The organism is Streptomyces sp. NPDC020807 (assembly GCF_040641575.1).
Classification (GTDB): Bacteria; Actinomycetota; Actinomycetes; order Streptomycetales; family Streptomycetaceae; genus Streptomyces.
The window spans coordinates 517,313-538,539 of record NZ_JBFADU010000001.1 but is presented as its reverse complement, the minus strand read 5'-3'; the positions used below and the strand labels follow the sequence as shown (position 1 = coordinate 538,539).

The window sequence follows — 21,227 nt, the reverse complement described above, 5'->3', positions numbered from 1 at the left end:
TGAGATGTGACGCTCAGTGGGTGATCACCGGGTGAGTTCCGCCAGGCCGGTCACCACGGCCGCGGTGTACGGGTGGTCCTCACCGAGCACACGTACGAAGACCGGCAGCAGCTCGCGGAGGTCGGCGACAGCCCCGTCCATGTCCCCGGCGACCATCCGGATGCCGGCCAAGAAGAACCGGGCCTCCAGGGTCTCCAGGCGCTCCGCTCCCAGGACGGACCACAGTCCGGCCGTCGCGCGCGAACCCGCGTCGACGGCCTCCGGGACCCGGCCCTCGACCATGTACGCCCGGGCGAGGTCGGCCAGCACCCCCAGGGTGCGCCGGTCGTCCGGCCCCATGACCCGCGTCAGGTCGGCCACCAGCTCCTCGTACTGCGCAATCGCCTCGCCACCCCGTCCGGCCTGCTTCAGGACCTGCACGAGGATCCTGCGCGCCAGGAGCGTGCCTTCGTCGTCGGCCCCGACCTCCTCGGCCATGTCCCGCACCAGGGCGGCCGCCTCTTCCGGGCTTCCGGACTCGCTGAGGAACCCGGCCCGCATCGTGAAGGTGGCCGGATGCCGTGTCCCGTACAGCCGCTCGGCGGCGGCGAGCGCCCGCTCAAGCAGGCCGACCGCCGCGCCCCGCGCCCCGGAGAGCACCAGGTACGTGCGGACCTTGACCAGCTTCGCGAGCAGACCCGCGCCGTCGCTCTCCGGGGCGGCATGCCGCAGATACGCCTCGACGTGCGGCACCAGCAGACGGAACGTCTCCCAGCGGGCCGGCACCTCGGGGTCCCCCGGCACGGCCGCCACGATCGCCTCCTCCGCCGCCGCCCGCGCCGCCGCGACCGACCCCGGCGCCCGGTGCGGATCCTGCGGATCCGGCCGCCGCGCCGCCGCCTGCACCAGCCGGTGCACCGACACCGACCCGTCCTCGTGGAGCGTGACCATGCTGTGCGCGGCGAGCTCCCCGAGCGCCCGGCGCGCGGCCGGCCCCGGCGGGAGCAGCAGCGGCGGGATCCGGTCCGGGCCGAACCAGGCCAGCAGCCGGAGCAGCTCCCCCGCGTACGGGTCGGACGCGGCGAGCCGGTCGAGCGAGACGCGCAGGGTCCGGGCGACGGCGTCCTCGGCGTTCCCCGGCCAGCCGCCCGCGTCCAGCTCCGCCAGGTACGCGACGGGCGGTGTGGCAGTCCGTCCGCAGTACGCGGCGGCGATCTCGACGGCCAGCGGCAGCTGCCCGAGGGCGGTGCACAGGACGTCGGCGCCGTACGTGTCCCGGGGCCCGGCGTGCGTCGCGACCCGCGTGAACAGGTCGACTGCCTCCGGCGCCGCCAGGACGGGCAGCGCGAGCACCCGCCCGATCCCGTACCAGCCGTCCGTGGACCGGCTCGTGAAGACGACCCGCCCGCGCCGCCCGACCCGTGCCAACAGGCCCTCCACATCACCCGGATCGGTGACGTTGTCGAGGACGAGCAGCCAGCCGTCGTGCGTGGACAGCCACTGCAAGGCCCTTTCCCTCAGGGCCTCTTGGGGGAGTACGTCGATCAACTCCGGCTGCATCGCGGCGGCGAGGGCCGCGAGCCCGGCGTCGACGTCGGCACGGCTCTCGGCGGCGACCCACCACACCGGGTTGCGGGCTCCCGCCTGCCGCAGCGCCCACCGGGCGACGAGCGAGGACTTCCCGACGCCGCCGAGCCCGGCGACGACGAGCGGCTCGTCGGCACCCTCCAGGGCGTCGAGTTCGTCCGCGCGCCCGACGAAGTGGGCGGACTTGCGGGGCACGTTGACGATCCCGTCCGGGCACCGCACGGGCCCCGCGGCCTCCGCCGACAGCACGGTCACCCGGTCGCCGGTGTGCACCCACCCGATGTCCCGCCCGGCGGCGACGGAACGCTCACCGGAGGCCTCCGCGCTCACGCGTCGCCCGTCGACACGCTCCCGATGTCCCCACCGGCGGCGACGGAACGGTCACCGGAGGCGGTGACGGGACCGGGGTTCGCCGGGGCGGAGCCCGGCATGGCCGCCGGGGCGGCCGGGGCGGCCGGGGCGGCCGGGGCCTGCGCCCCGTTGCCGGTGGCGACGGCCCCGATGCTCCCGCCGGCGGCGACGGACCGCTCGCCGGAGGCCTCGACGCCGCCCGGGCGCCCGCCCCGCAGCGACCACAGCGAGATGCCGACCCCGACGGCCGCCAGGACGGCGCCCGCGACGCTGGCCATCTGGTCGGCCTTGCCGAGGTCGGTGAGGGCGACGGCGACGAGGGCGGCGATCCCGGCGACTCCGAGGCCAACTCCGCTCCACAGGAGCACCTTTGAGCGCGCGGGGGGATGGGTTGTCATGCCTTCATGATGGCAGGGGAGGGGGCGGCCCGGAGGCCAGCAGCAGCTGCCTCCGCACCAGCTGCGTCACCTCTCCCTCGCCGAGCACCCGCAGGCAGTCCTCCAGCAGGACGGCCGCCGCGTCACGTCCCCGCTCCGGCTGCCCCGCGCGCATCAGGAGTTCGATGGCCAACCCCCGCGCCACCAGAGTGCGCGGGGAATCCGCCCCGAAGCGCCCGACGTGGCTTTCCACGGCTGCCTCGGCGAGGACGAGGGCTCGTTCCGGCCTCCCTGTCCTGAGCAGCGCCACCACCAGGTCGTCCGTGATCCGGTCGTGCAGATCAGGACTCTCCGGTACGGCACGGGCGGCATCCGAGAAAAGTGCTTCCAGCGCCGCCACATCCTGGGGGGAACAGCTCCTCAACAGCACACGCCGTGCGTCGATCGTCCGGGGATCAAAGGGGCCCAGCGTGCCGTCGCAGTACGCCGCGTACTCACGCAGCAACGTCTCCGCCTGCTCGGGCTCGCATTTCACCCGTACCTCGGTGAGACGCCCGCGGGTCCGCAGGGTCCTGGAATCGTCGGCCCCCAAGGCCCTGACCTGGTGGGCGAGTTTCTGCTCCAGCAGCTCGACGGAGCGTGCCGGGTCACCGAGCACGTCACAGGCCACCGCGAGACTGTCTCCCGCCTCCAGCGTCACCTCGTGGTCCGGGCCGAACACCCGGCGCAGACTGCTCCACGAGCGTTCCAGGAGGGTGCGGGCCTGACTGAAGGACCCGTGCATGCCGAACAGCGTCCCGGCCCTCTGGAACAGGAACGCCGCCTCGGCCGCGTCCTCCGCCGGATCGGTGTACCCCGCCAGCGCCTCGGCGTGCGCGGCGACCTTCAGATCCGGGTCCTTCTCCATGCCCAGATGGAGCAGCGCCTCGGCGAGCTCGCGTGCCTCCGCCTTGGCCGGAGCGTGCTCCCGTACGACCGCCTGCACCAGGCGGTGCACCGACAACGTGCCGCCCCGGAGCGTGATCATGCTGTGCGCGGCCAGGCGCCGCACTGCCTCCGTGACCTCGACCGGCGTGCCCAGCGGCTCCAGGAGCCGACGCGGGATCCCTTCCGGTCCCCACCAGGAGATGGCGTGGAGCACCAAGACAGCCCGGGGGGTGTCGCCGAGCCGCCCCAGCGTCACCTGCCACACCCGCGCGACCGTCCGCGCCTCCTCCCCGCCCTCCGCCACCGCAGCGAACATCTCGGCGGGATACGCGGCGAGCAGCTCCCCGTACGCGCGCGGCGTGATCCCCGCCTCCGCGCAGTACGCCGCCGCCTGCCGCAGCGCCAGCGGCAGGCAGCCAAGCTCCGCGCACAGTTCGCCGACGCCGTCGTCTGACCCGCAGACCTGGGTGAAGAGACCCGCCGCGTCCTCCGGGTCCAGGACCTCAAGGGCCACCGTCCTCCCCAGGTCCTGCCACCCCGTGGCGCGGCGGGACGTGACGAGGACCCGTCCCCGTACGCCCCTTGCCAGCAGGGGCCTGAGATCGGCGGGGTCGGAGACGTTGTCCAGGATCAGGAGCCAGTCGTCGTGGGTCGCCAGCCACTGGAGCGCCCGTTCCCGCAGGGCGTCGTCCGGGAGCACGCCCACCACCGTGGGGTGCATCGCACGTGCCAGGGCCGCCAGGCCCGCGTCGAGCTCCGCCGGGGTCTCCGCCGTGATCCACCAGACCGGGTGGTGGCCGTCGAGGCGGCCCGACGCCCAGTGGGCCGCCAGGGTCGACTTCCCGATGCCGCCGAGGCCGCACAGCACGCGCACGCCCGGCCAGGGGCCGTCGTCCAGGAGGGCGAGTTCCTTCTCGCGGCCCACGAAGAGGGCCGTGCGGTCCGGGAGGTGGACCAGGCCGGCGTCGGGGACGGCCAGGGCCTCGGCCGGGAGCACCACACCCTGTTCGACCAGCGTCGAGAAGTCGCCGGTGACGACGCTCCCGATGTTCCCGCCGGCCGCGACCGACCGGTCGCCCGAAGCCGCTAACCCCTCCCCCACCTACGGCCTACAGCCGCTCTCGCAGCCCCAGCGGTCCCGCGATCTCCTCGATCATCACGCGGCCCGCCTCCTCCGCCAGGTCGTCCTCCGTGAGGTCCTCGTCCGTGTCGAGGCCGTCGAGGGCCGCGAGGGGCTGGTCCAGGCGGACGTGGGCCACCAGGGACTGGAGGGCGCGGAGGGTGGCCGAGGCCGTGGGGCCCCAGTTGGAGAAGTACGAGAACTGCCACCACCAGAGCGCCTCGCTGGTGCGGCCGGCGCGGTAGTGGGCGAGGCCGTGGCGGAGGTCGGCGACGATGTCGGCGAGGTTGTCGGAGATCCGGGCCGGGACGGGCGCCTTGCGGGGCTCGTACGGGTCGAAGACCTCGGAGAAGACGTCCACCGGCTCCAGCATCACGGCGAAGCGCTCGCGCAGCTCGTCGACGTCCGGCTCCGGGCCCGTGTCGGGCTCGTACCGCTCGTCCGGGACGATGTCCTCGTGCGCGCCGAGCCGCCCGCCCGCGAGCAGCAGCTGCGAGATCTCCAGGAGCAGGAAGGGCACGGCGCTGTCCGGCTCGTCGCCCTTGGCGACCTCGGTGGTCGCCACGATGAAGCTCTCGACCGAGTCGGCGATCTGGACCGCGAAGTCGGCGGGATCCTGCGTGACGGAGTGGAGCGTGGCGTCAGACATCGAGGAGCCTCCCTGAGAGTGCGCCGTCGTGCGCACGGACCCGGTCGTCACGGTCGTCATACATCTAGCAGCCTCCGGCCTTCGAAGGCACGGCCGAGGGTCACCTCGTCGGCGTACTCCAGGTCGCCGCCGACCGGGAGCCCGCTGGCGAGGCGGGTGACCTTGAGGCCCATGGGCTTGAGCATCCGCGCGAGGTACGTCGCGGTGGCCTCGCCCTCCAGGTTGGGGTCGGTCGCGAGGATCAGCTCCGTGACCGTGCCGTCCGCGAGCCGCGCGAGGAGCTCGCGGATGCGCAGGTCGTCGGGGCCGACGCCCTCGATCGGGCTGATCGCGCCGCCGAGGACGTGGTACCGGCCCCGGAACTCGCGGGTCCGCTCGATCGCCACGACGTCCTTGGGCTCCTCGACCACGCAGATGACGGTGAGGTCGCGCCGGGAGTCGCGGCAGATGTTGCACTGCTCCTGCTGCGCCACGTTGCCGCAGACCGCGCAGAACCTGACCTTCTCCTTGACCTCCAGGAGCGCGTGCGCCAGCCGTCGTACGTCGGTGGGCTCGGCCTGGAGGACGTGGAAGGCGATCCGCTGCGCGCTCTTGGGACCGACGCCGGGCAGCCTGCCCAGCTCGTCGATCAGGTCCTGGACCACGCCTTCGTACAACGGAACGCCCTTCTCGGGAGTGCTTGATTCTTACGGTATCGGCTGGAAGTACGCCTTTGAAGGCGTACGGGTCAGAAGCCCAGGCCCGGCATGCCGCCGAGGCCCTGCGTCAGCGGGCCGAGCTTCGTCTGCTGGATCTGCGCCGCGTTCTCGTTGGCGGCCTGCACGGCGGCGACGACCAGGTCGGCGAGGGTCTCGGTGTCCTCGGGGTCCACGGCCTTGGGGTCGATGACGAGGCCGCGCAGCTCGCCCGAGCCGGTCACGGTCGCCTTGACCAGGCCGCCGCCGGCCTGGCCCTCGACCTCGGTACGGGCAAGCTCCTCCTGGGCGCGGGCGAGGTCCTGCTGCATCTTCTGGGCCTGCTGGAGAAGCTGCTGCATGTTGGGCTGGCCACCACCGGGAATCACGGTCACTCCTGAGGTTCGGTACGTCCGTTTATCGGGTACGCACGAGCCTACGTGCTCGCCGCCCGCCCTGCCTCCATCACTCTTTCGAGTGAGAAACTGCTGACTCCTCTACCTGATCAACACCCCCTTGCGGGCGGAAATCCCGGGATTCCGGGCCCGCCGCCCACCATTCGGCGGTAGGAAGGGCAGGCACCACGTGCACCGCACGTCACAGAAGGACACGAGCGCTGAGCTGAACAGAGGAGTCCCCCGGTGAGCCAGCCGGAGATGCAGCCGCCGGGGCAGCCCGGGGAGGCCGTCCCACGCGATCTGACCGGTACGCCCTTCCCCCTGGGCGACTGGGGCGAGCCCGCCGAACGGCTCGACGAGCTCTACCGCTGGGTCGAGGGCAACGCCCTGCGCACGGCCGAGTGGTACCTCTCCGACCGCGTGTGGAAGCGCCGCACCGCCCGGCTCCTGCGGATCGGCACCGCGGTCGGCGTGATCGCGGGCGCGGCGCTGCCGCTCCTGGACCTGACCGGGGCCGCCGAGGGCACAGCCGGCTGGGGCTACCTGTCGCTGCTCCTCGGCGCCGCCTGCATGGCGTGCGACCGGTACTTCGGCCTCACCTCGGGCTGGATAAGGGACGTGGCCACGGCCCAGGCCGTGCAGCGCCGTCTCCAGGCCCTCCAGTTCGACTGGGCCTCCGAGAGCGTCCGGGAGGTCCTCGGCCCCACCGAGGGGACCGCGAGCGAGGCCGCCGAGCGATGTCTCGGCGTGCTCCGCCGCTTCTCGGAGGACGTCACGGAGCTCGTCCGGGCGGAGACCGCGGACTGGATGGTCGAGTTCCGCTCGGGGCCGGCGCCGCTGGCCCTCCAGTCCGTCGGGGTGATGCCCACGCGCACGGAGAGCCCCCACGTCTCCGGCCGCTTCCCGCTTCCCCCGGGCACCCGGCCGAACATGCCGCGGCAGCGGCCGCCAGAGGCCCGCTGAGACGGGACGAGAGCAAAGGGGGCCCCACCCGGCAATCCCCCTCTACGCCGGGTGGGGCCCCCTTCCCTCATCTCAGCTCTGCTCAGCTCAGATCTGACCGGATCAGCTCAGATCCGACCAGCTCAGCTCAGGATGATCATCGAGCCCTGCGCCAGGCTCCTGGTCGCCGCCGCGTGCAGTCCCAGCCACACGTGGCGCTCCCGCGCGAAGGGCCCGTCCTCGTACGGCACCGTCGCCGCCGGTTCCTCCAGGGAGGTCGGGCGCTCCGGCGGCGCAGGGGCCGCGGGCGGGTTCATGTGGTCGATGCCGATCGAGGGCGCCACGAACTCCAGCTCCCGCAGCAGCCCGTACGAGGAGCCGAGCGGACCGCCGCCCTCCAGGAGCTGGTCGCTGGAGAGCGGCACCGGGAAGTCGACCGGCACGTACGCCCCGGCGTGGTCGTAGTGCCAGACGAGGTGCGACTGCTGGGCGGTCGCCTCGAACATCTCCAGGAGCTGCTCGTAGTCCCCGCCCAGCTCGCCCACCGGCTCGACCGGCAGCCCGCACATCTGGAGGAGGTACGCGCGCCGCAGGAAGTGCAGGGCCTCGTAGTCGAAGCCCGCGATCGGCGCGACGTCGCCGGAGAGCCCCGGCATGTACGCGTAGACGGGCACGGTGGGCAGGCCGGACGCGCTGAGCACGGCGTCGTAGGCCGCTATCTCCTCCGCGAAGGGGTTGTCGGGGCTGTGGCACAGCACGTCGACGAGGGGGACCAGCCACAGGTCACAGGCCAAGGGAGGCTCGCTCTCCGTCGGTTGCAGGGACGGCCAGGGTAGTCGGCGGCGCCGACCACGCCCACCCGCTCAGGAACTGCCCCCGGAGTCCCCCTCTCAACCCGGCTTCCGGCTCTCCAGCCGGTCCGCCCACTCCAGGGAGTGCGCGTTGTAGGCCCGTACGACGTCCACCGCCGCGTCCGCGTCGCCGCGGGTGACCGCGTCGAGCAGGTCGATGTGGCCGCTCCACAGCCAGCCGAGGACGTCCCGCTCGGAGCGCAGGTACGGCACGGAGAAGACCCAGGCCTGGACGCGCAGCCGGTGCAGGAAGTCGGCGAGGTAGTCGTTGGCGGCCATCAGCCGCCCGAGCTCGCCCCAGTACCGGATGTCGTAGCCGATGAGGACGTCCAGGTCGCCCGCGCGGGCGGCGCGGGCCGCGGCCTCGCCCCTGCGGCGTACGGAGACCAGGGCGACGCCGAACCCGGCCCCCGCCTCGGCCTCGGGCGGCACGGTCCGGGGCTCGCAGCGGCGGAAGAGGGCGTCGACGACGAGCATCCGGGCCTCGACCATGCGCCGGTAGTCGTCGATGGAGAACTCGTGCACGCGGAAGCCGCGGTGCTGGTCGGAGTCGAGGAGCCCCTGCGCGCAGAGGTCGACGAGCGCTTCCCGTACGGGCGTGGCGGACACGCCGTACTGCTCGGCGATCTGCTTGACGGTGAACTCCTCGCCGGGCTTGAGACGGCCCGCGAGCACCTCGTCACGGAGCGCGTCCGCGATCTGCCGCCGCAGGGTGTTGCGGGTGACAGCTCCGCTCGCGGGCATGAAAGGCCCCCTCCGTCCGGGTGACGGACACCCTAGTCGAAACGGAGGGAACCTCCCCGGTACGGCGATCGGATCGCCGTACCGGGGAGGTTCCCTGTGGTACGCGGAGTGCCGCGCGGTACCGCGGAGCACCGCGCCGTACCGCTGCGGTTACGCGGTCGTGTACTCGTCCGCCACCGACAGCGCCGCGTCCAGGGCCGCCAGGCCCTCCTTGGCCTCCGCCTCGGAGACGTTGCAGGCGGGGACCGCGTGCGTGCGGTTCATGTTGATGAAGGGCCACAGGCCGTTCTTCTTCGCCGCGGCGCCCAGGGCGCCCATCGGCGCGGCGGCCTCGCCGGCCGCGTTGTACGGCACGAGCGGCTCGCGGGTCTCGCGGTCCTTCACGAGCTCCAGCGCCCAGAAGACGCCCAGGCCGCGGACGTCGCCGACGGACGGGTGGCGCTCGGCGAGCTCGCGCAGGCCGGGGCCGAGGACGTTCTCGCCGATGTGGGCGGCGTTCTCGACGACCTTCTCGTCCTCCATCACGTGGATGGTGGCGACGGCGGCGGCGCAGGCCAGCGGGTGACCGGAGTAGGTCAGGCCGCCGGGGTAGGGGCGCTTGTCGAAGGTCGCGGCGATCTCGGCGCTGATGGCGACGCCACCGAGCGGCACGTAGCCGGAGTTGACGCCCTTCGCGAAGGTCAGCAGGTCGGGCACGACGTCGAAGTGCTCGGAGGCGAACCACTTGCCGGTGCGGCCGAAGCCGGACATGACCTCGTCGAGGATGAGGACGATGCCGTACTTGTCGCAGATCTCGCGGACGCCCTTGAGGTAGCCGGGCGGCGGGATCATGATGCCGGCGGTGCCGGGCACGGTCTCCAGGATGATCGCGGCGATCGTCGCCGGGCCCTCGAAGGCGATGGTGTCCTCGAGGTGCTGGAGGGCGCGCTGGCTCTCCTCCGCCTCGGTGGCGGAGTAGAAGGGCGAGCGGTAGAGGAACGGCGCCCAGAAGTGCACGACGCCGGCGGAGGCCGTGTCGGAGGGCCAGCGGCGCGGGTCACCGGTCAGGTTGATCGCGGTGGAGGTGGCACCGTGGTACGAGCGGTAGGCAGAGAGCACCTTCGTGCGGCCGGTGTGCAGCCGGGCCATGCGGACCGCGTTCTCGTTCGCCTCGGCGCCGCCGTTGGTGAAGAAGATCTTGTCCAGGTCGCCCGGGGTGCGCTCGGCGATGAGCCGCGCGGCCTCGGAGCGGGGCTCCACGGCGAAGGCGGGCGCGAAGGTCGCGAGCTTCGCGGCCTGCTCCTGGATCGCGGCGACGACCTTCGGGTGCTGGTAGCCGATGTTCGTGTAGACGAGACCGCTGGTGAAGTCGAGGTAGCGGTTTCCGTCGTAGTCCCAGAAGTACGAGCCCTCGGCGCCGGCGACGGCGAGCGGGTCGATCAGACCCTGGGCGGACCAGGAGTGGAAGACGTGCGCGCGGTCGGCGGCCTTGACGGCCGCGCCGGCCTGGGGATCGGGTGCGGCGACATGAGGGGTCATGCGAGGCAGGGTAGAGAACCGCAGGTGGGGCGGGCTATGACCATCTTGTCCACCGAGACCGTGGCGGACCCGACACGTTGCCGCCCGCCCCCTCGCGGGAGCGGGCGTCCGTGCCGTGCGGAGGTACTACAGCAGGTTGTACGACTGGTACCCGGAGCCGATCTGGACCGGCGGCTTGAACGCGCCTCCGGCGACGCCCGTGCCGTTGTAGCGCATCAGGGCGCCCGTGGGCTTCCGGGCGAGCAGGTCCGGCTTCCCGTCCTCGTTGATGTCACCGAGGGAGATCAGGCGGTCGTACGCGTTCCAGCCGCCGCCGACCTTCTGCCGGGGGGCGAACGGGGCCTTGTAGTCGCCCGTGCCCTTGTAGAGGTAGAGGAAGCCGGTCGACTTCTCCTTGGCGACGATGTCCGGCTTGCCGTCACCGGTCAGGTCGCCCTGGCCCGCGATCTGGTCGTACACGTTCCAGCCGCCGCCGACCCGCACGCGGGGGGTGAGCTTGCCGGTCGGGTACCCGAGGTAGCTGTACAGCACGCCGTACTTGTCGAAGCCGATGAGGTCGGCCTCCTTGGCGCCTCCGATGTTGCCGGGCGACAGGACCGTCTTGTACGTGTTCCAGCCCGAGCCGACGACGGTCGGGTCCTCGGCGGTCCCGTTGGTCGAGTAGAACTCCAGCCGGCCGCTCTTGTAGAGGGTCCAGTCGGCCTCCGGGTAACCGTCGCCGTCGTTGTCGGCGGAGATGACGTCGGCGACGGTGGAGAAGTCGTAGTCGAACGTCTCGCCCTGGAGATAGCCGGTGGCGGTGGGGAACCACACGCGGAGGTCGTTCGACGTCTTGTGGACGCCGTACATCGGGAAGGTCGGCTGGGTCGCCGACTCCGCGGCCGAGGCGGTGCCGGCCACGGTCGCGGTCGCGGTCGCGACGGCCGTGGCGACGAAGGCGCCCTTGAGCGCGCGGGAAAGCTTCATGAAGGCCCCCTGGAATCGTCGGCGGCACACGACACGGGCCGCCGGTAGCGGGCATCTTGCCACACGCGTTCGACCTGATCGCGACGGGTTTCGGCGAGGGAAACAGAGGGCGAAGAGGGCGCGAAGACCAAGGGAGACGGCACGGGAAAGCGCGCCCTCTCCGGGAACAGGGGTGAAACCGGAAGAGGACGCGCCGTTGGTGAAGGGGGTCGCGGCCGACCGATGGCCGCACCCCCCGCGGGGGGATCTACAGGGGCAGCGGGAGCGACGAGGTGACGCCGCCCAGCGCGTCGCCCGTGGCGCCGCTCAGCGGCGAGTCGGCCTGGGAGGCGGCGCCGGTCACCGGGCCGAGGAGTCCGGTGGCGCCCGCCAGGGGGTCGGCGGCAGCGGCGCCCGCGCCGAGGCCGATGGCGGTGGCCGCGAGGGCCAGAGCGGTGAGAACACGCTGGGGTGAGGTCATGCCTGGGTAACGAGGCCCCCCATCCGAGGTACCGGTCGGCGGAAAGGTCAGATCAGCGCGAAGGTCGGATCAGGGGAAGGCCGGATCAGGGGAGGATCGGATCGGAGGATGGTCGGATCAGGGGAAGGTCAGATCATCAGGACGATCCGGCCGGGGCGGTGGCCCGCCTCCGCCCTCCGGTGGGCCTCGGCGGCCTCCTCCAGGGGGAGCACGTCAGCCATGCGCGTGGCGAGCTCCCGGGCCGCCACCTGTTCCAGCATCCGCTTGAGGCGGGCGCTGTCCGGCTCCGCCTCGACCACCACGACCCTGATGCCGCGCTCCGCCGTCGGCATGCGCTCGACCGTCGCCGGGACGAAGACGCCGCCGTCGCGCACGGCGGGAAGCAGCGGGTCGCCGATCAGGGCGGTGTCGATGACGCCGTCGACGCGCTCGGGGGCGAAGCCGAGGACCGCCGTGATCACGTCCTCCGGCGCACCGCGCGGGATGACCGCCTCGGCACCGATGTGCCGCAGGTCGGACTCGTCGCCGCCGAGGGCCACGACCCGGTGCCCGGCGGCGACCGCGTGCTGGACCGCGAACCAGCCGACGACCCCGCCCGCCCCGGTGATCAGGACGGAGGAGCCGGGCGGCAGGTCCAGGAGGTCGACGGCCTGCGCGGCGACGAGCGAGGAGACCGGCACCGAGGCCGCCGTCGTGAAGTCGACGTCGTCGGGGACCGGGGCGAGCCAGTCGGGTTCGGCGAGGATCATCTCGGCGTAGCTGCCCTGGCCGGTCCCCTCCCGGCCCCAGGGGATGAACCCGGCCACCCGGGTGCCCTCGGGGAGGCCGGGCGCGGGGTCGAGGAGCGTACCGGCGAAGTCGATGCCGAGGACGAAGGGCGGGGAGACGTCGCCGGGGGCGAAACCGCCGGAGCGGATCCTCAGGTCCGCCTGGTTCACGCCGGCCGCCTTGAGCCGTACCCGCACCCTGCCGGGAACGTCCCCGATCTCCGGGTCGGGGCGACGGGACATCCGGAGGACCTCGGGTCCGCCGACAGCGGGCACTTCGACGACGCGCATGGGAGTACTCCTCGTATGAAGGCCCCCTCCCGGCCATTACACCCACGCCCGAAACGGCCGGGCAACCCCGGATGAGCCGCCCGGGGCCGCCTCCTGGCGCGGCTTCACCGAGGGCACGCCAGGGCCCCGGGCGCCATCGTGTACGCGTACACCTGGGGCATGCCGCCGGACGACTCCCTCACGTCGAGCTTCCTGACGTACCTGCTCCGCGGCGGCGGGCAGGACGTCGTCCTCACCCACGGCCATCTCCCGTGCTCCACCCCGAAGGGACGGAGGATCCGCGGAGGCGGCTGACGGAGACGGTTCACGGACGGTCTGGCATGCTCTCACCCCGTGGAGCCATTGAACGCGGAAGACCCGGTCGGCATCGGCCCGTTCCGACTCATCGGCCGTCTCGGGGTGGGCGGGATGGGGCGGGTCTTCCTCGCGCGTTCGGCCGGGGGCCGGACCGTCGCCGTGAAGGTGGTGCACGCGGAGCTCGCCGCCCAGGAGGAGTTCCGGCTCCGCTTCGCGCGCGAGGTCGCCGCGCTGGAACGCGTCGGCGGGACCGGCACCGCGCCCGTCCTCGGCTCGGACACCTCCGCCGAGGCGCCGTGGGTGGCCATCGGCTACGTCCCCGGGCCCTCGCTGCGGTCCGTCGTCCAGGACGAGTACGGGCCGCTGCCGCCCGCGACCGTGAAGACCCTCGCCTCCGGGCTCGCGCGCGCCCTCGTCCACATCCACGAGGCCGGGCTCGTCCACCGCGACCTCAAGCCGGGCAACGTCCTGCTGACCGTCGACGGGCCCCGGCTCATCGACTTCGGCATCGCCCGCGCCGTCGACACCGTCGCCGAGGGCGGCGGCCTGACCACCACCGGCGCGGTCGTCGGATCGCCCGGCTTCATGTCGCCCGAGCAGGTCCGCGGGGAACGGGTGACGCCCGCGTCGGACGTCTTCTGCCTCGGCTCGGTTCTCGCGTACGCGGCGACCGGGCGCTCCCCGTTCGGTACGGCGGACAGCGGCGTCCACGCCCAGATGTTCCGCATCGCGCACGACGAGCCCGACCTGACGGACCTCGCCCCGGAGCTCACCGGGCTCATCCGGGCCTGCCTGGCGAAGGACCCGGCGGCGCGGCCGACGGCGGCGGAGATCGCGGAGACCCTCCCGGTCGCCGACCCGTGGCTCCCGGCGGACGTCCTCGCCCGGCTCGGCCGGCACGCGGCACGGCTGCTGGAGGCGGAGGGGTACGCCGAGGCGTCGTCGGAGACGCACGAGACCGGCTCGTCCGACACCCCTCCCCCGTCAGCGCCGCCCCACGGCACCACCGCCGCCGCTGCCCCCTCCCGGCCGCGTCGCCGGGGCCGTACCGCCCTCGTCGCCGCGGCCACCGCGCTCGTCCTCGCGGCGGCGGGCACGGCCGGGTGGGTGTACTGGCCGAGGGGCGGCGGCGGCGACAGCGGCCGGACGACCGCCGGCGCGAAGGCCGACGGCAAGGCCGCCGGGATCGTCCCGGCCTCCTTCGTCGGCGCCTGGGAGGGCGTCCTCAGGGGGACTGCGGACGTCCCGTACGAGACCCGGCGGATCGAGATCACCCAGGGGCCCGCGGGCGCCAGGACCGCCGTCTACACCCACGTCACCGGCGACCAGCTGTGCATCGGCCGGGCGCCGCTGCTCTCCGCCACCGACGGCGAGCTCGTCCTCGGCGAGGCCGAGATCACCGAGAGCGTGCCCGCAGAGCGCTGCACCCCGGCCGGGCGCCAGACCCTCCGGCTGCGGTCGACCGACGTCGTCGAGTGGGTCTCCGGCGTCGCCAAGGGCACCTTCCAGCGGGCGAAGGCGGGGGCGAACATCGTGCCCGCCGCCTTCGTCGGCGGGTGGAAGCAGAATCCGGACGCCGTCCTCCAGCCCGACCCCGACCGCTTCGTCTACCGCCTGACGATCACCCAGGGCCCCGCGGGCGCGTCGCTCGCGCGCTTCGAGCAGTCGTACCCGCGCACGGACGACGAGGGGAACTACCTGTCCGGGGACGTCCGCTGCGCCACCACGGCGATCGTGGCGGGCGCGGGCACCCTCGTCGTCCTCGGCCCGGAGTCCCGCGACCCCGACACCTGGGACCCGGAGTGCGTCGCGAACGGCTCCGGCAACCTGCGCATCACCCGGTACAAGGGCAAGGAGCTGCTCCAGCTGTACGGGATGCAGGCGGACGGCGAACCGGTCGACTTCGTCCGCGACTGATTCAGACCGCCCGCCCGAGGAGCTCGAAGGCGATCCGGATCGCGTCCAGGAGGGGCTGGCCGATGGTGCCGAGGTCCGCGGCGAGCGTACGGAGCGCCACGAGGCCGCCGCGGCGGGCCTCCGGGACGGCGAGGGCGGCCGAGGCGCTGCCGAGGTCGTCGGCGGAGTCGGGGTCCACCTGGGCCCGCAGGGTCTCGACCAGGGCGCGGATCTGCTCCAGCTGCCCTTCGATGTCGGGCGAGGCGTGATGGTGGTGGACGATGCCCTGGTTGCCCGAACCGCCGTGCATGTTCACGACGTCGCCGTGGAAGTGGTCTCCGGCCATCACTTGCTCACCCCGGTGTTTCCGGTGCCGCCGTACATGTTCACGGAGTCGCCGAAGTAGTAGTTGTCGTAGTTGGTGATGTTCAGCGCGCCCACCCAGGCGGTGAGCTGGGCGTTCGGCTCGTCGATCGCCTCGGCGATCTCGCGGACGAGTCCCTCCAGGTACTCGCGCTTGCCGGTGACCAGGGCCGTGGACCGGCCGTTCGTCTCGACGGCGAGGACGTGGTGATCCGCGGCGAAGGCCACGGAGGCCATGTCGGAGAAGTAGTAGACCAGCAGGCCGACCCCGACCAGCAGGGCGAGCGCCGTGACGCTCTCCATGTCCGAGTCGGTCGCCGGCCCGTCCGCGATGAACAGGCAGAGCCAGATGACGGCGGCCGTGATCCCGGCCCGCTTGAGGAACCGGCCGACCGCCTGGGCGCGCCGGGGGGTGAGCACGAACGTGTGGACCCGGACGATGTTCTCCAGCGGGTACGCGCCGCCGTGCACCCACAGCAGCCGCTTGCTGATGACGAGGCCTTCGCTCGGCGGGGGCGCCGGGGTGGCGGTCGGCTGGGCGGGCGGCTTGGGCGGTCTCGGCGGTACGGGCGGTGTCGCTCCATGGGATGCCATGCCCGCCATTACCCACCCGAACCACCAGCCCCACAAGGGGAGTTCAAGCCTATGGGGGCACGGGAGCGGCTACGGCGAGGGGCCCGCGCCCGGCTCGTTCGCCGGGCGCGGGCCCCTGGCCCGTACCTCTTAGAGGAAGGAGTTGATCTCGATCGTCTCGGTGCGGCCGGGGCCGACGCCGATCGCGGAGATCGGGGCGCCCGACATCTCCTCCAGGGCCTTCACGTACGCCTGCGCGTTCTTCGGCAGGTCGGAGAAGGTCTTGGCCTTGGTGATGTCCTCGGACCAGCCCGGCAGCGTCTCGTAGATCGGCTTCGCGTGGTGGAAGTCGCTCTGCGAGTAGGGCAGCTCCTCGACGCGCTTGCCGTCGATCTCGTACGCGACGCAGACCGGGATCTCCTCCCAGCCCGTCAGCACGTCGAGCTTGGTGAGGAAGAAGTCCGTCAGGCCGTTCACGCGGGTCGCGTAGCGGGCGATGACCGCGTCGAACCAGCCGCAGCGACGGTCACGGCCGGTGGTGACACCGCGCTCGCCGCCGATGCGGCGCAGCGCCTCGCCGTCGGCGTCGAAGAGCTCGGTCGGGAACGGGCCGGCACCGACACGGGTCGTGTACGCCTTGAGGATGCCGATGACCCGGCTGATCTTCGTCGGGCCCACGCCGGTGCCGGTGCAGGCGCCGCCCGCGGTCGGGTTCGAGGAGGTGACGAAGGGGTACGTGCCGTGGTCGACGTCGAGCAGGGTGCCCTGGCCGCCCTCGAAGAGCACGACCTTGTCCTCGTCGAGCGCGTTGTTGAGGATCAGCGTCGTGTCGGCCACGTACGGCTTGATCTGGTCGGCGTACTGGAGCAGCTCCTCGACGATCTGCTCCGCCTCGATCGCACGGCGGTTGTAGAGCTTGGCGAGCAGCTGGTTCTTGCCCTCCAGCGCCGCCTCGACCTTCTGCGTGAGGATCGACTCGTCGTACAGGTCCTGGATCCGGACGCCGACGCGGTTGATCTTGTCGGCGTAGGTCGGGCCGATGCCGCGGCCCGTGGTGCCGATCTTGCGCTTGCCGAGGAACCGTTCCGTCACCTTGTCGAGGGTGACGTTGTACGGCGTGATCACGTGAGCGTTACCGCTGATCAGGAGCTTCGACGTGTCGACGCCGCGCTCGTTCAGTCCGCTCAGCTCGGAGAGCAGGACCGCCGGGTCGACGACGACACCGTTTCCGATCACCGGGGTGCACCCCGGTGAGAGGATTCCGGAAGGGAGAAGATGCAGCGCGTACTTCTGGTCGCCGACGACGACGGTGTGGCCGGCGTTGTTGCCGCCCTGGTAACGCACTACATAGTCAACGGAGCCACCGAGCAGGTCGGTGGCCTTTCCCTTGCCCTCGTCACCCCACTGAGCACCGAGCAGCACAAGTGCGGGCACAGGCGTACACCCCTTCCGGGTGGGGCATGTCCAAGGTCAGGGCGCGTACGCCGCCTCACCGGTGTGCCCCGGAATAGACGAAGCCCCTGGCGCAATAGCGCAAGGGGCTCTTGCACAAAGATGCTACCCGAGGAAGGACCGAGGTGTCGGATCACGACCAGCTGCTGGTCATCGTCGACCCGGTCGCCCGCCGAAACGACGGCGAGTCCGTGCGGATCGCGAAGGATGTGCTGTCGGCGGGCGCGAAGACGAAGATCTGCCTGCCGGACGGCCCCGAGGAATTCTCCCGGGCCCTTGCCCGGCGGGGCGCGCGCCGCCCCGTGGTGCTCGGCGACGACCGCGCGCTGCTCCGCGCGGTGGCGCAGCTCCACCGCGAGCGCGACCCCTCCGAGCGGGCCCTCGCCCTCGTCCCGATCGGCGCGCCGGACGCGCTGGAACTCGCCCACGCGCTCGGCGTGCCGCACGCCGTCCCGGCGGCGGCACGGACGGTCCTCGACGGGGCCGTGCGCCGGCTCGACCTGCTCGTCGACGACAGCGACGGCGTCGTCCTCGGCGACCTCGTCGTCCCGGCTGCGGTCCGCTCCCTCGCCGCGCCGACCTCGTCCGTCTGGGGGACCTGCCGCTCCCTGGTCCGCACCCTGGTCCGCCCGGCGCCGACGGCCCTGGCGGTCCGCGCCCACCGGCTCCGGGTGGAGGCCGACGGGGTGCTCCTCGCCGACGTCGACGCCCCGGTGGAGGCCGTCTCGGTCCGCTCGGTCGCCGGTACGGCGGAGGTCACGGTCCACCCGTCCGCCGCCCCGCCCCGCCACGGCACCGCCCACACCCTCACGGTCTCGGGCCCGGACTTCCGCTACCGCGCGGACGGCCGCGTCACGGGGCCGGTGCGACGGCGGACGTGGACGGTCCGGGCGGGGGCGTGGGGGCTGACGCTTCCCCGGGAGGAGGGGGCGCTCCAGAACCCCCGGCCATGATCCGCCGGGCAGGCCCTGGCCTTCGGTCTCCCGCCCGCCGGGGTCAGCCCGTGGGGGACGACTCCTCCGCCTGAGTGCGCTGGGCCTGCTTGTGCGCCCGCCAGCGTTCCATGATGCTCGCCATCTCCGTCTGGAGGAACGCGAAGAAGTCCGCCGTCTCGGCCGTCCGCGCGCCCGCCGCCGTGTCCGGGCCCAGGGTCTCCGCGCCGTCCCGGAGGACCTTCTCCCAGCGGACCAGGATCTGGTCGCGGCGGGTGAAGGTCTCGTACCAGAGCTCGTTGTGGAGCACGTACCGCTCGCGGCGGGTGCCCGGGTCGCGCTCGCGGCTGACCATCGAGACCTGGGTGAGGTAGCGGATCGCGCCGGAGACGGCCGCCGGGCTGACGCGGAGCTGTTCGGCGAGCTCGGCGGAGGTCATCGAGGCCGTCTCGGAGGCGAGGAGCGCGGCGAAGACACGGGCCGCCATGCGCTGCATGCCGGCTTCGGTCATCTCGCCGGCGAAGCGCTCGACGAAGCGGTCGTGTCCGTTCTCGCTGCTGCTGCTCATGACACCTGACTTTATACGGTTCCTTAACTTCACAAATTTGTGAAACTACCGTACGTTCAGAATCATGACGAAGGCAATCAGCGTCGCCGGACTCCACAAGTCCTTCGGCCGCACCCACGCGCTCGACGGCCTCGACCTCACCGTCGAGACCGGCGAGGTCCACGGCTTCCTCGGCCCCAACGGCGCCGGGAAGTCCACCGCCATCCGGGTCCTCCTCGGCCTCCTGCGGCCCGACTCCGGCTCCGCCGCCGTCCTCGGCCGCGACCCCTGGCGGGACGCCGTCGAGCTGCACCGCCGGATCGCGTACGTCCCCGGTGACGTCACCCTCTGGCGGAACCTCTCCGGCGGCGAGGTCATCGACCTCTTCGGCCGGCTGCGCGGCAACGGCCCCCTCGACCGGGCCCGGCGCGCCGAGCTCATCGAGCGCTTCGAGCTCGACCCCACCAAGAAGGGCCGCACCTACTCCAAGGGCAACCGCCAGAAGGTCGCCCTCGTCGCCGCCTTCGCCTCCGACGTCGACCTGCTCGTCCTCGACGAGCCGACCAGCGGCCTCGACCCGCTGATGGAGGAGGTCTTCCGGTCCTGCGTCACCGAGGCGCGCGAGCGCGGCACGACCGTGCTCCTGTCCTCGCACATCCTCGGCGAGGTCGAGGTGCTCTGCGACCGGGTGAGCATCGTGCGCAAGGGGCGGACCGTGGAGTCCGGTTCCCTCGCGGAGCTCCGCCACCTGACCCGTACCAGCGTCACCGCCGAACTCGCCTCCGCGCCGAACGGGCTCGCCGGCCTCCCCGGCGTCCACGACCTCGCCGTCACCGGCCGGCGGGTACGGCTCCAGGTCGACACCGACAAGCTCGACGCCGTCCTGCGGTCCCTGACCGGGTCCGGCGTCCGGAGCCTGACCTCCACCCCGCCCACCCTGGAGGAGCTCTTCCTCCGCCACTACGCGGACGAGGCGGCCTCGTCATGAACACCACCACAGGCACCGGCACGCTCGCCCGGCTCGCCCTCCGCCGCGACCGGGTCATGATCCCCGTCTGGGCGCTCGTCACCGGCGGACTCGTCGCCAGCGGCGCCGGCTCCCTCGAAGGGCTGTACGGAACGGCCGCCGAGCGCGCCGAGCTCGCGGCCTCCATGACCGCGAACAGCTCCATGCGCTCCTTCTACGGCCCCGTCTTCTCCGACTCCCTCGGCGGGCTCGTCGCCTGGCGCTTCTCCACCTTCGCCGCCGTCCTCGCCGCCATCGCGAGCCTGCTCGTCGTCGTCCGCCACACCCGGGACGAGGAGGAGACGGGCCGTCAGGAGCTGCTCTCCGCCGGGGCCGTCGGCCGCCGCGCCCCGCTCACCGCCGCCCTCCTCGCGGCGCTCGCGCTCAACACCGCGATCGCCCTCATCGTGTCGGCGGGCCTCGCCGGCCAGGGCGCGGCCGGGGCGCTCGCCCTCGGCCTCGCCGTCGGCGGCACCGGCATGGTCTTCGCGACCCTCGCCGCCGTCACCGCCCAGTTCACCGAGAGCGCCCGGCTCGCCCGTGGCCTCGCGGCCGCCGCCCTCGGCCTCGCCTTCGTCCTGCGCGCCGCCGGGGACGCCGGCACGGCCTCCGGGGACTCGGTCCTCACGTGGCTCTCGCCCCTCGGCTGGGCCGAGAACGTCCGCGCCTTCGCGGGCGAGCGCTGGTGGGTGCTGCTCCTGATCGCCGGGGCCGTCATGGTCCAGACGGCGGTGGCGTACGGGCTGACCGCGCGCCGCGACGTCGGCGCGAGCTTCCTCGCGACCCGGCCGGGACCGGCGGAGGGGCGGCTCGCCTCGGCGGGGGCGCTCGCCTGGCGGCTCCAGCGCGGCGCCCTGCTCGGCTGGTCGCTCGGCTTCCTGTTCGGCGGGCTCGTCTTCGGCGGGATGGCGGCGGGCGCGGCGGACATCGTCGGCGACAACGCGCAGGCCCGCGAGATCTTCGAGCGGATGGGCGGCGCGCACGGCCTGACGAACGCCTTCCTCGCCACGATGGTCTCCCTCTTCGGGATGATCGCCGCCCTCTTCGCGGTCGGTTCCGTCCTGCGGGCCCACGGCGAGGAGACGTCCGGCCGCGCCGAACCGCTCCTCGCCGGGTCCCTCGGCCGGATCCGCTGGGCCACCGGCCACCTCCTCGTCGCCTTCGGCGGCTCGGCCCTGATCCTGGCCCTCGCCGGGCTCGGCCTCGCCCTCTCCCACGGGAGCGGCCTCGGCCCGCTGCTCGGCGCCTCGCTCGCGCAGCTCCCGGCCGTGTGGACGCTCGCCGGGCTCGCGGTCCTGCTGTGGGGCGCGGTCCCGAAGGCCGCACCCGCCGCGTGGGGCGTGGCCGGGGTCTGCCTGGCGCTCGGCTGGATCGGTCCGGCGCTCGACCTGCCGCAGGCGGTCCTGGACCTCTCCCCCTTCGGGCACCTGCCGAAGCTGCCGGGGCAGGACATGGTGTGGGGCCCGGCCCTGACCCTGACCGCGCTGGCGGCGGCCCTGGTCGCGGGCGGGCTGGTGGCCGTGCGCCGCAGGGACGTACAGCTCTAGGCAGTGTGTCGGC

At 73.0% G+C, this 21,227-nt stretch carries 21 protein-coding genes and 1 pseudogene; 6 read left to right on the top strand and 16 right to left on the bottom strand.

Features of this window, described 5'->3' with window-relative positions:
- Positions 1-24 precede the first annotated feature (24 nt).
- The 6 genes from AB0G79_RS02635 to AB0G79_RS02610 form a co-directional block, all read right to left on the bottom strand.
- Positions 25-1,896 carry a tetratricopeptide repeat protein gene (locus tag AB0G79_RS02635; RefSeq protein ID WP_360798929.1) on the bottom strand — a complete coding sequence of 624 codons (1,872 nt, stop codon included), beginning with the start codon at positions 1,894-1,896 and terminating at the stop codon, positions 25-27.
- Positions 1,893-2,315 carry a hypothetical protein gene (locus AB0G79_RS02630; RefSeq protein WP_360798926.1) on the bottom strand — a complete coding sequence of 141 codons (423 nt, stop codon included), beginning with the start codon at positions 2,313-2,315 and terminating at the stop codon, positions 1,893-1,895. The genes AB0G79_RS02635 and AB0G79_RS02630 overlap by 4 nt, the downstream gene beginning before the upstream one ends.
- A 4-nt stretch (positions 2,316-2,319) precedes the next feature.
- Positions 2,320-4,323, bottom strand: a complete 2,004-nt coding sequence (locus AB0G79_RS02625) for a tetratricopeptide repeat protein (protein WP_360798923.1) — start codon at positions 4,321-4,323, stop codon at positions 2,320-2,322.
- Between the two features lie 7 nt (positions 4,324-4,330).
- Positions 4,331-4,990, bottom strand: a complete 660-nt coding sequence (locus AB0G79_RS02620) for a DUF5063 domain-containing protein (protein WP_360798921.1) — start codon at positions 4,988-4,990, stop codon at positions 4,331-4,333.
- Positions 4,991-5,046: 56 nt separating this feature from the next.
- Positions 5,047-5,646, bottom strand: a complete 600-nt coding sequence (gene recR / locus AB0G79_RS02615; RefSeq protein WP_360798918.1) for a recombination mediator RecR — start codon at positions 5,644-5,646, stop codon at positions 5,047-5,049.
- 71 nt (positions 5,647-5,717) lie between these two features.
- Positions 5,718-6,053, bottom strand: a complete 336-nt coding sequence (locus AB0G79_RS02610; protein ID WP_360798915.1) for a YbaB/EbfC family nucleoid-associated protein — start codon at positions 6,051-6,053, stop codon at positions 5,718-5,720.
- Between the two features lie 267 nt (positions 6,054-6,320).
- Between AB0G79_RS02610 and AB0G79_RS02605 the strand changes: the two genes are divergently transcribed.
- Positions 6,321-7,025: an SLATT domain-containing protein gene (locus AB0G79_RS02605; protein WP_360799179.1), complete on the top strand. Its 705-nt coding sequence runs from the start codon at positions 6,321-6,323 to the stop codon at positions 7,023-7,025.
- Between the two features lie 122 nt (positions 7,026-7,147).
- Here the strand turns inward: AB0G79_RS02605 and AB0G79_RS02600 are convergent, their stop codons facing one another.
- The 6 genes from AB0G79_RS02600 to AB0G79_RS02575 all read right to left on the bottom strand — a co-directional run bounded on the left by AB0G79_RS02600 (position 7,148) and on the right by AB0G79_RS02575 (position 12,601).
- On the bottom strand, positions 7,148-7,798 hold the full coding sequence (locus AB0G79_RS02600; RefSeq protein ID WP_360798912.1) for a hypothetical protein: 651 nt from the start codon (positions 7,796-7,798) through the stop codon (positions 7,148-7,150).
- A gap of 96 nt (positions 7,799-7,894) precedes the next feature.
- On the bottom strand, positions 7,895-8,599 hold the full coding sequence (locus tag AB0G79_RS02595; protein WP_360798909.1) for a GntR family transcriptional regulator: 705 nt from the start codon (positions 8,597-8,599) through the stop codon (positions 7,895-7,897).
- 150 nt (positions 8,600-8,749) lie between these two features.
- Positions 8,750-10,117, bottom strand: coding sequence for an aspartate aminotransferase family protein (locus AB0G79_RS02590; RefSeq protein WP_360798906.1), 1,368 nt, complete (start codon positions 10,115-10,117; stop codon positions 8,750-8,752).
- A 126-nt stretch (positions 10,118-10,243) separates the two neighbouring features.
- A complete protein-coding gene (locus tag AB0G79_RS02585; protein ID WP_360798903.1) occupies positions 10,244-11,083 on the bottom strand; it encodes a VCBS repeat-containing protein in 840 nt (279 codons plus the stop codon).
- A gap of 247 nt (positions 11,084-11,330) precedes the next feature.
- On the bottom strand, positions 11,331-11,543 hold the full coding sequence (locus AB0G79_RS02580; RefSeq protein ID WP_360798900.1) for a hypothetical protein: 213 nt from the start codon (positions 11,541-11,543) through the stop codon (positions 11,331-11,333).
- Positions 11,544-11,671: 128 nt separating this feature from the next.
- Entirely contained in the window at positions 11,672-12,601 is a 930-nt protein-coding gene (locus AB0G79_RS02575; RefSeq protein WP_360798897.1) for an NADP-dependent oxidoreductase, read from the bottom strand.
- Positions 12,602-12,736: 135 nt separating this feature from the next.
- On the opposite strand from AB0G79_RS02575, the pseudogene AB0G79_RS02570 reads away from it, so the two are divergent.
- A pseudogene (locus tag AB0G79_RS02570) lies at positions 12,737-12,895 on the top strand (phosphate ABC transporter substrate-binding protein); the annotation flags it as partial.
- A 39-nt stretch (positions 12,896-12,934) separates the two neighbouring features.
- A complete protein-coding gene (locus AB0G79_RS02565; RefSeq protein WP_360798894.1) occupies positions 12,935-14,815 on the top strand; it encodes a serine/threonine-protein kinase in 1,881 nt (626 codons plus the stop codon).
- 1 nt (position 14,816) lies between these two features.
- On the opposite strand, the gene AB0G79_RS02560 is transcribed toward AB0G79_RS02565, so the two are convergent.
- The 3 genes from AB0G79_RS02560 to AB0G79_RS02550 form a co-directional block, all read right to left on the bottom strand.
- A complete protein-coding gene (locus AB0G79_RS02560) occupies positions 14,817-15,140 on the bottom strand; it encodes a hypothetical protein (protein ID WP_360798891.1) in 324 nt (107 codons plus the stop codon).
- Positions 15,140-15,751: a DUF6232 family protein gene (locus tag AB0G79_RS02555; RefSeq protein WP_360798888.1), complete on the bottom strand. Its 612-nt coding sequence runs from the start codon at positions 15,749-15,751 to the stop codon at positions 15,140-15,142. The genes AB0G79_RS02560 and AB0G79_RS02555 overlap by 1 nt, the downstream gene beginning before the upstream one ends.
- Positions 15,752-15,880: 129 nt before the next feature.
- Positions 15,881-17,164 carry an adenylosuccinate synthase gene (locus AB0G79_RS02550; protein ID WP_360798885.1) on the bottom strand — a complete coding sequence of 428 codons (1,284 nt, stop codon included), beginning with the start codon at positions 17,162-17,164 and terminating at the stop codon, positions 15,881-15,883.
- Positions 17,165-17,307: 143 nt separating this feature from the next.
- Here AB0G79_RS02550 and AB0G79_RS02545 point away from each other — a divergent pair, with 143 nt between their 5' ends.
- Entirely contained in the window at positions 17,308-18,135 is an 828-nt protein-coding gene (locus AB0G79_RS02545; RefSeq protein ID WP_360798882.1) for a diacylglycerol kinase, read from the top strand.
- A gap of 43 nt (positions 18,136-18,178) precedes the next feature.
- Here AB0G79_RS02545 and AB0G79_RS02540 read toward each other — a convergent pair whose 3' ends face one another.
- Positions 18,179-18,682 carry a MarR family transcriptional regulator gene (locus tag AB0G79_RS02540; RefSeq protein ID WP_360798879.1) on the bottom strand — a complete coding sequence of 168 codons (504 nt, stop codon included), beginning with the start codon at positions 18,680-18,682 and terminating at the stop codon, positions 18,179-18,181.
- 64 nt (positions 18,683-18,746) lie between these two features.
- Here AB0G79_RS02540 and AB0G79_RS02535 point away from each other — a divergent pair, with 64 nt between their 5' ends.
- On the top strand, positions 18,747-19,649 hold the full coding sequence (locus AB0G79_RS02535) for an ABC transporter ATP-binding protein (protein ID WP_360798876.1): 903 nt from the start codon (positions 18,747-18,749) through the stop codon (positions 19,647-19,649).
- A complete protein-coding gene (locus AB0G79_RS02530) occupies positions 19,646-21,214 on the top strand; it encodes an ABC transporter permease (protein WP_360798873.1) in 1,569 nt (522 codons plus the stop codon). The genes AB0G79_RS02535 and AB0G79_RS02530 overlap by 4 nt, the downstream gene beginning before the upstream one ends.
- Positions 21,215-21,227 lie beyond the last annotated feature (13 nt).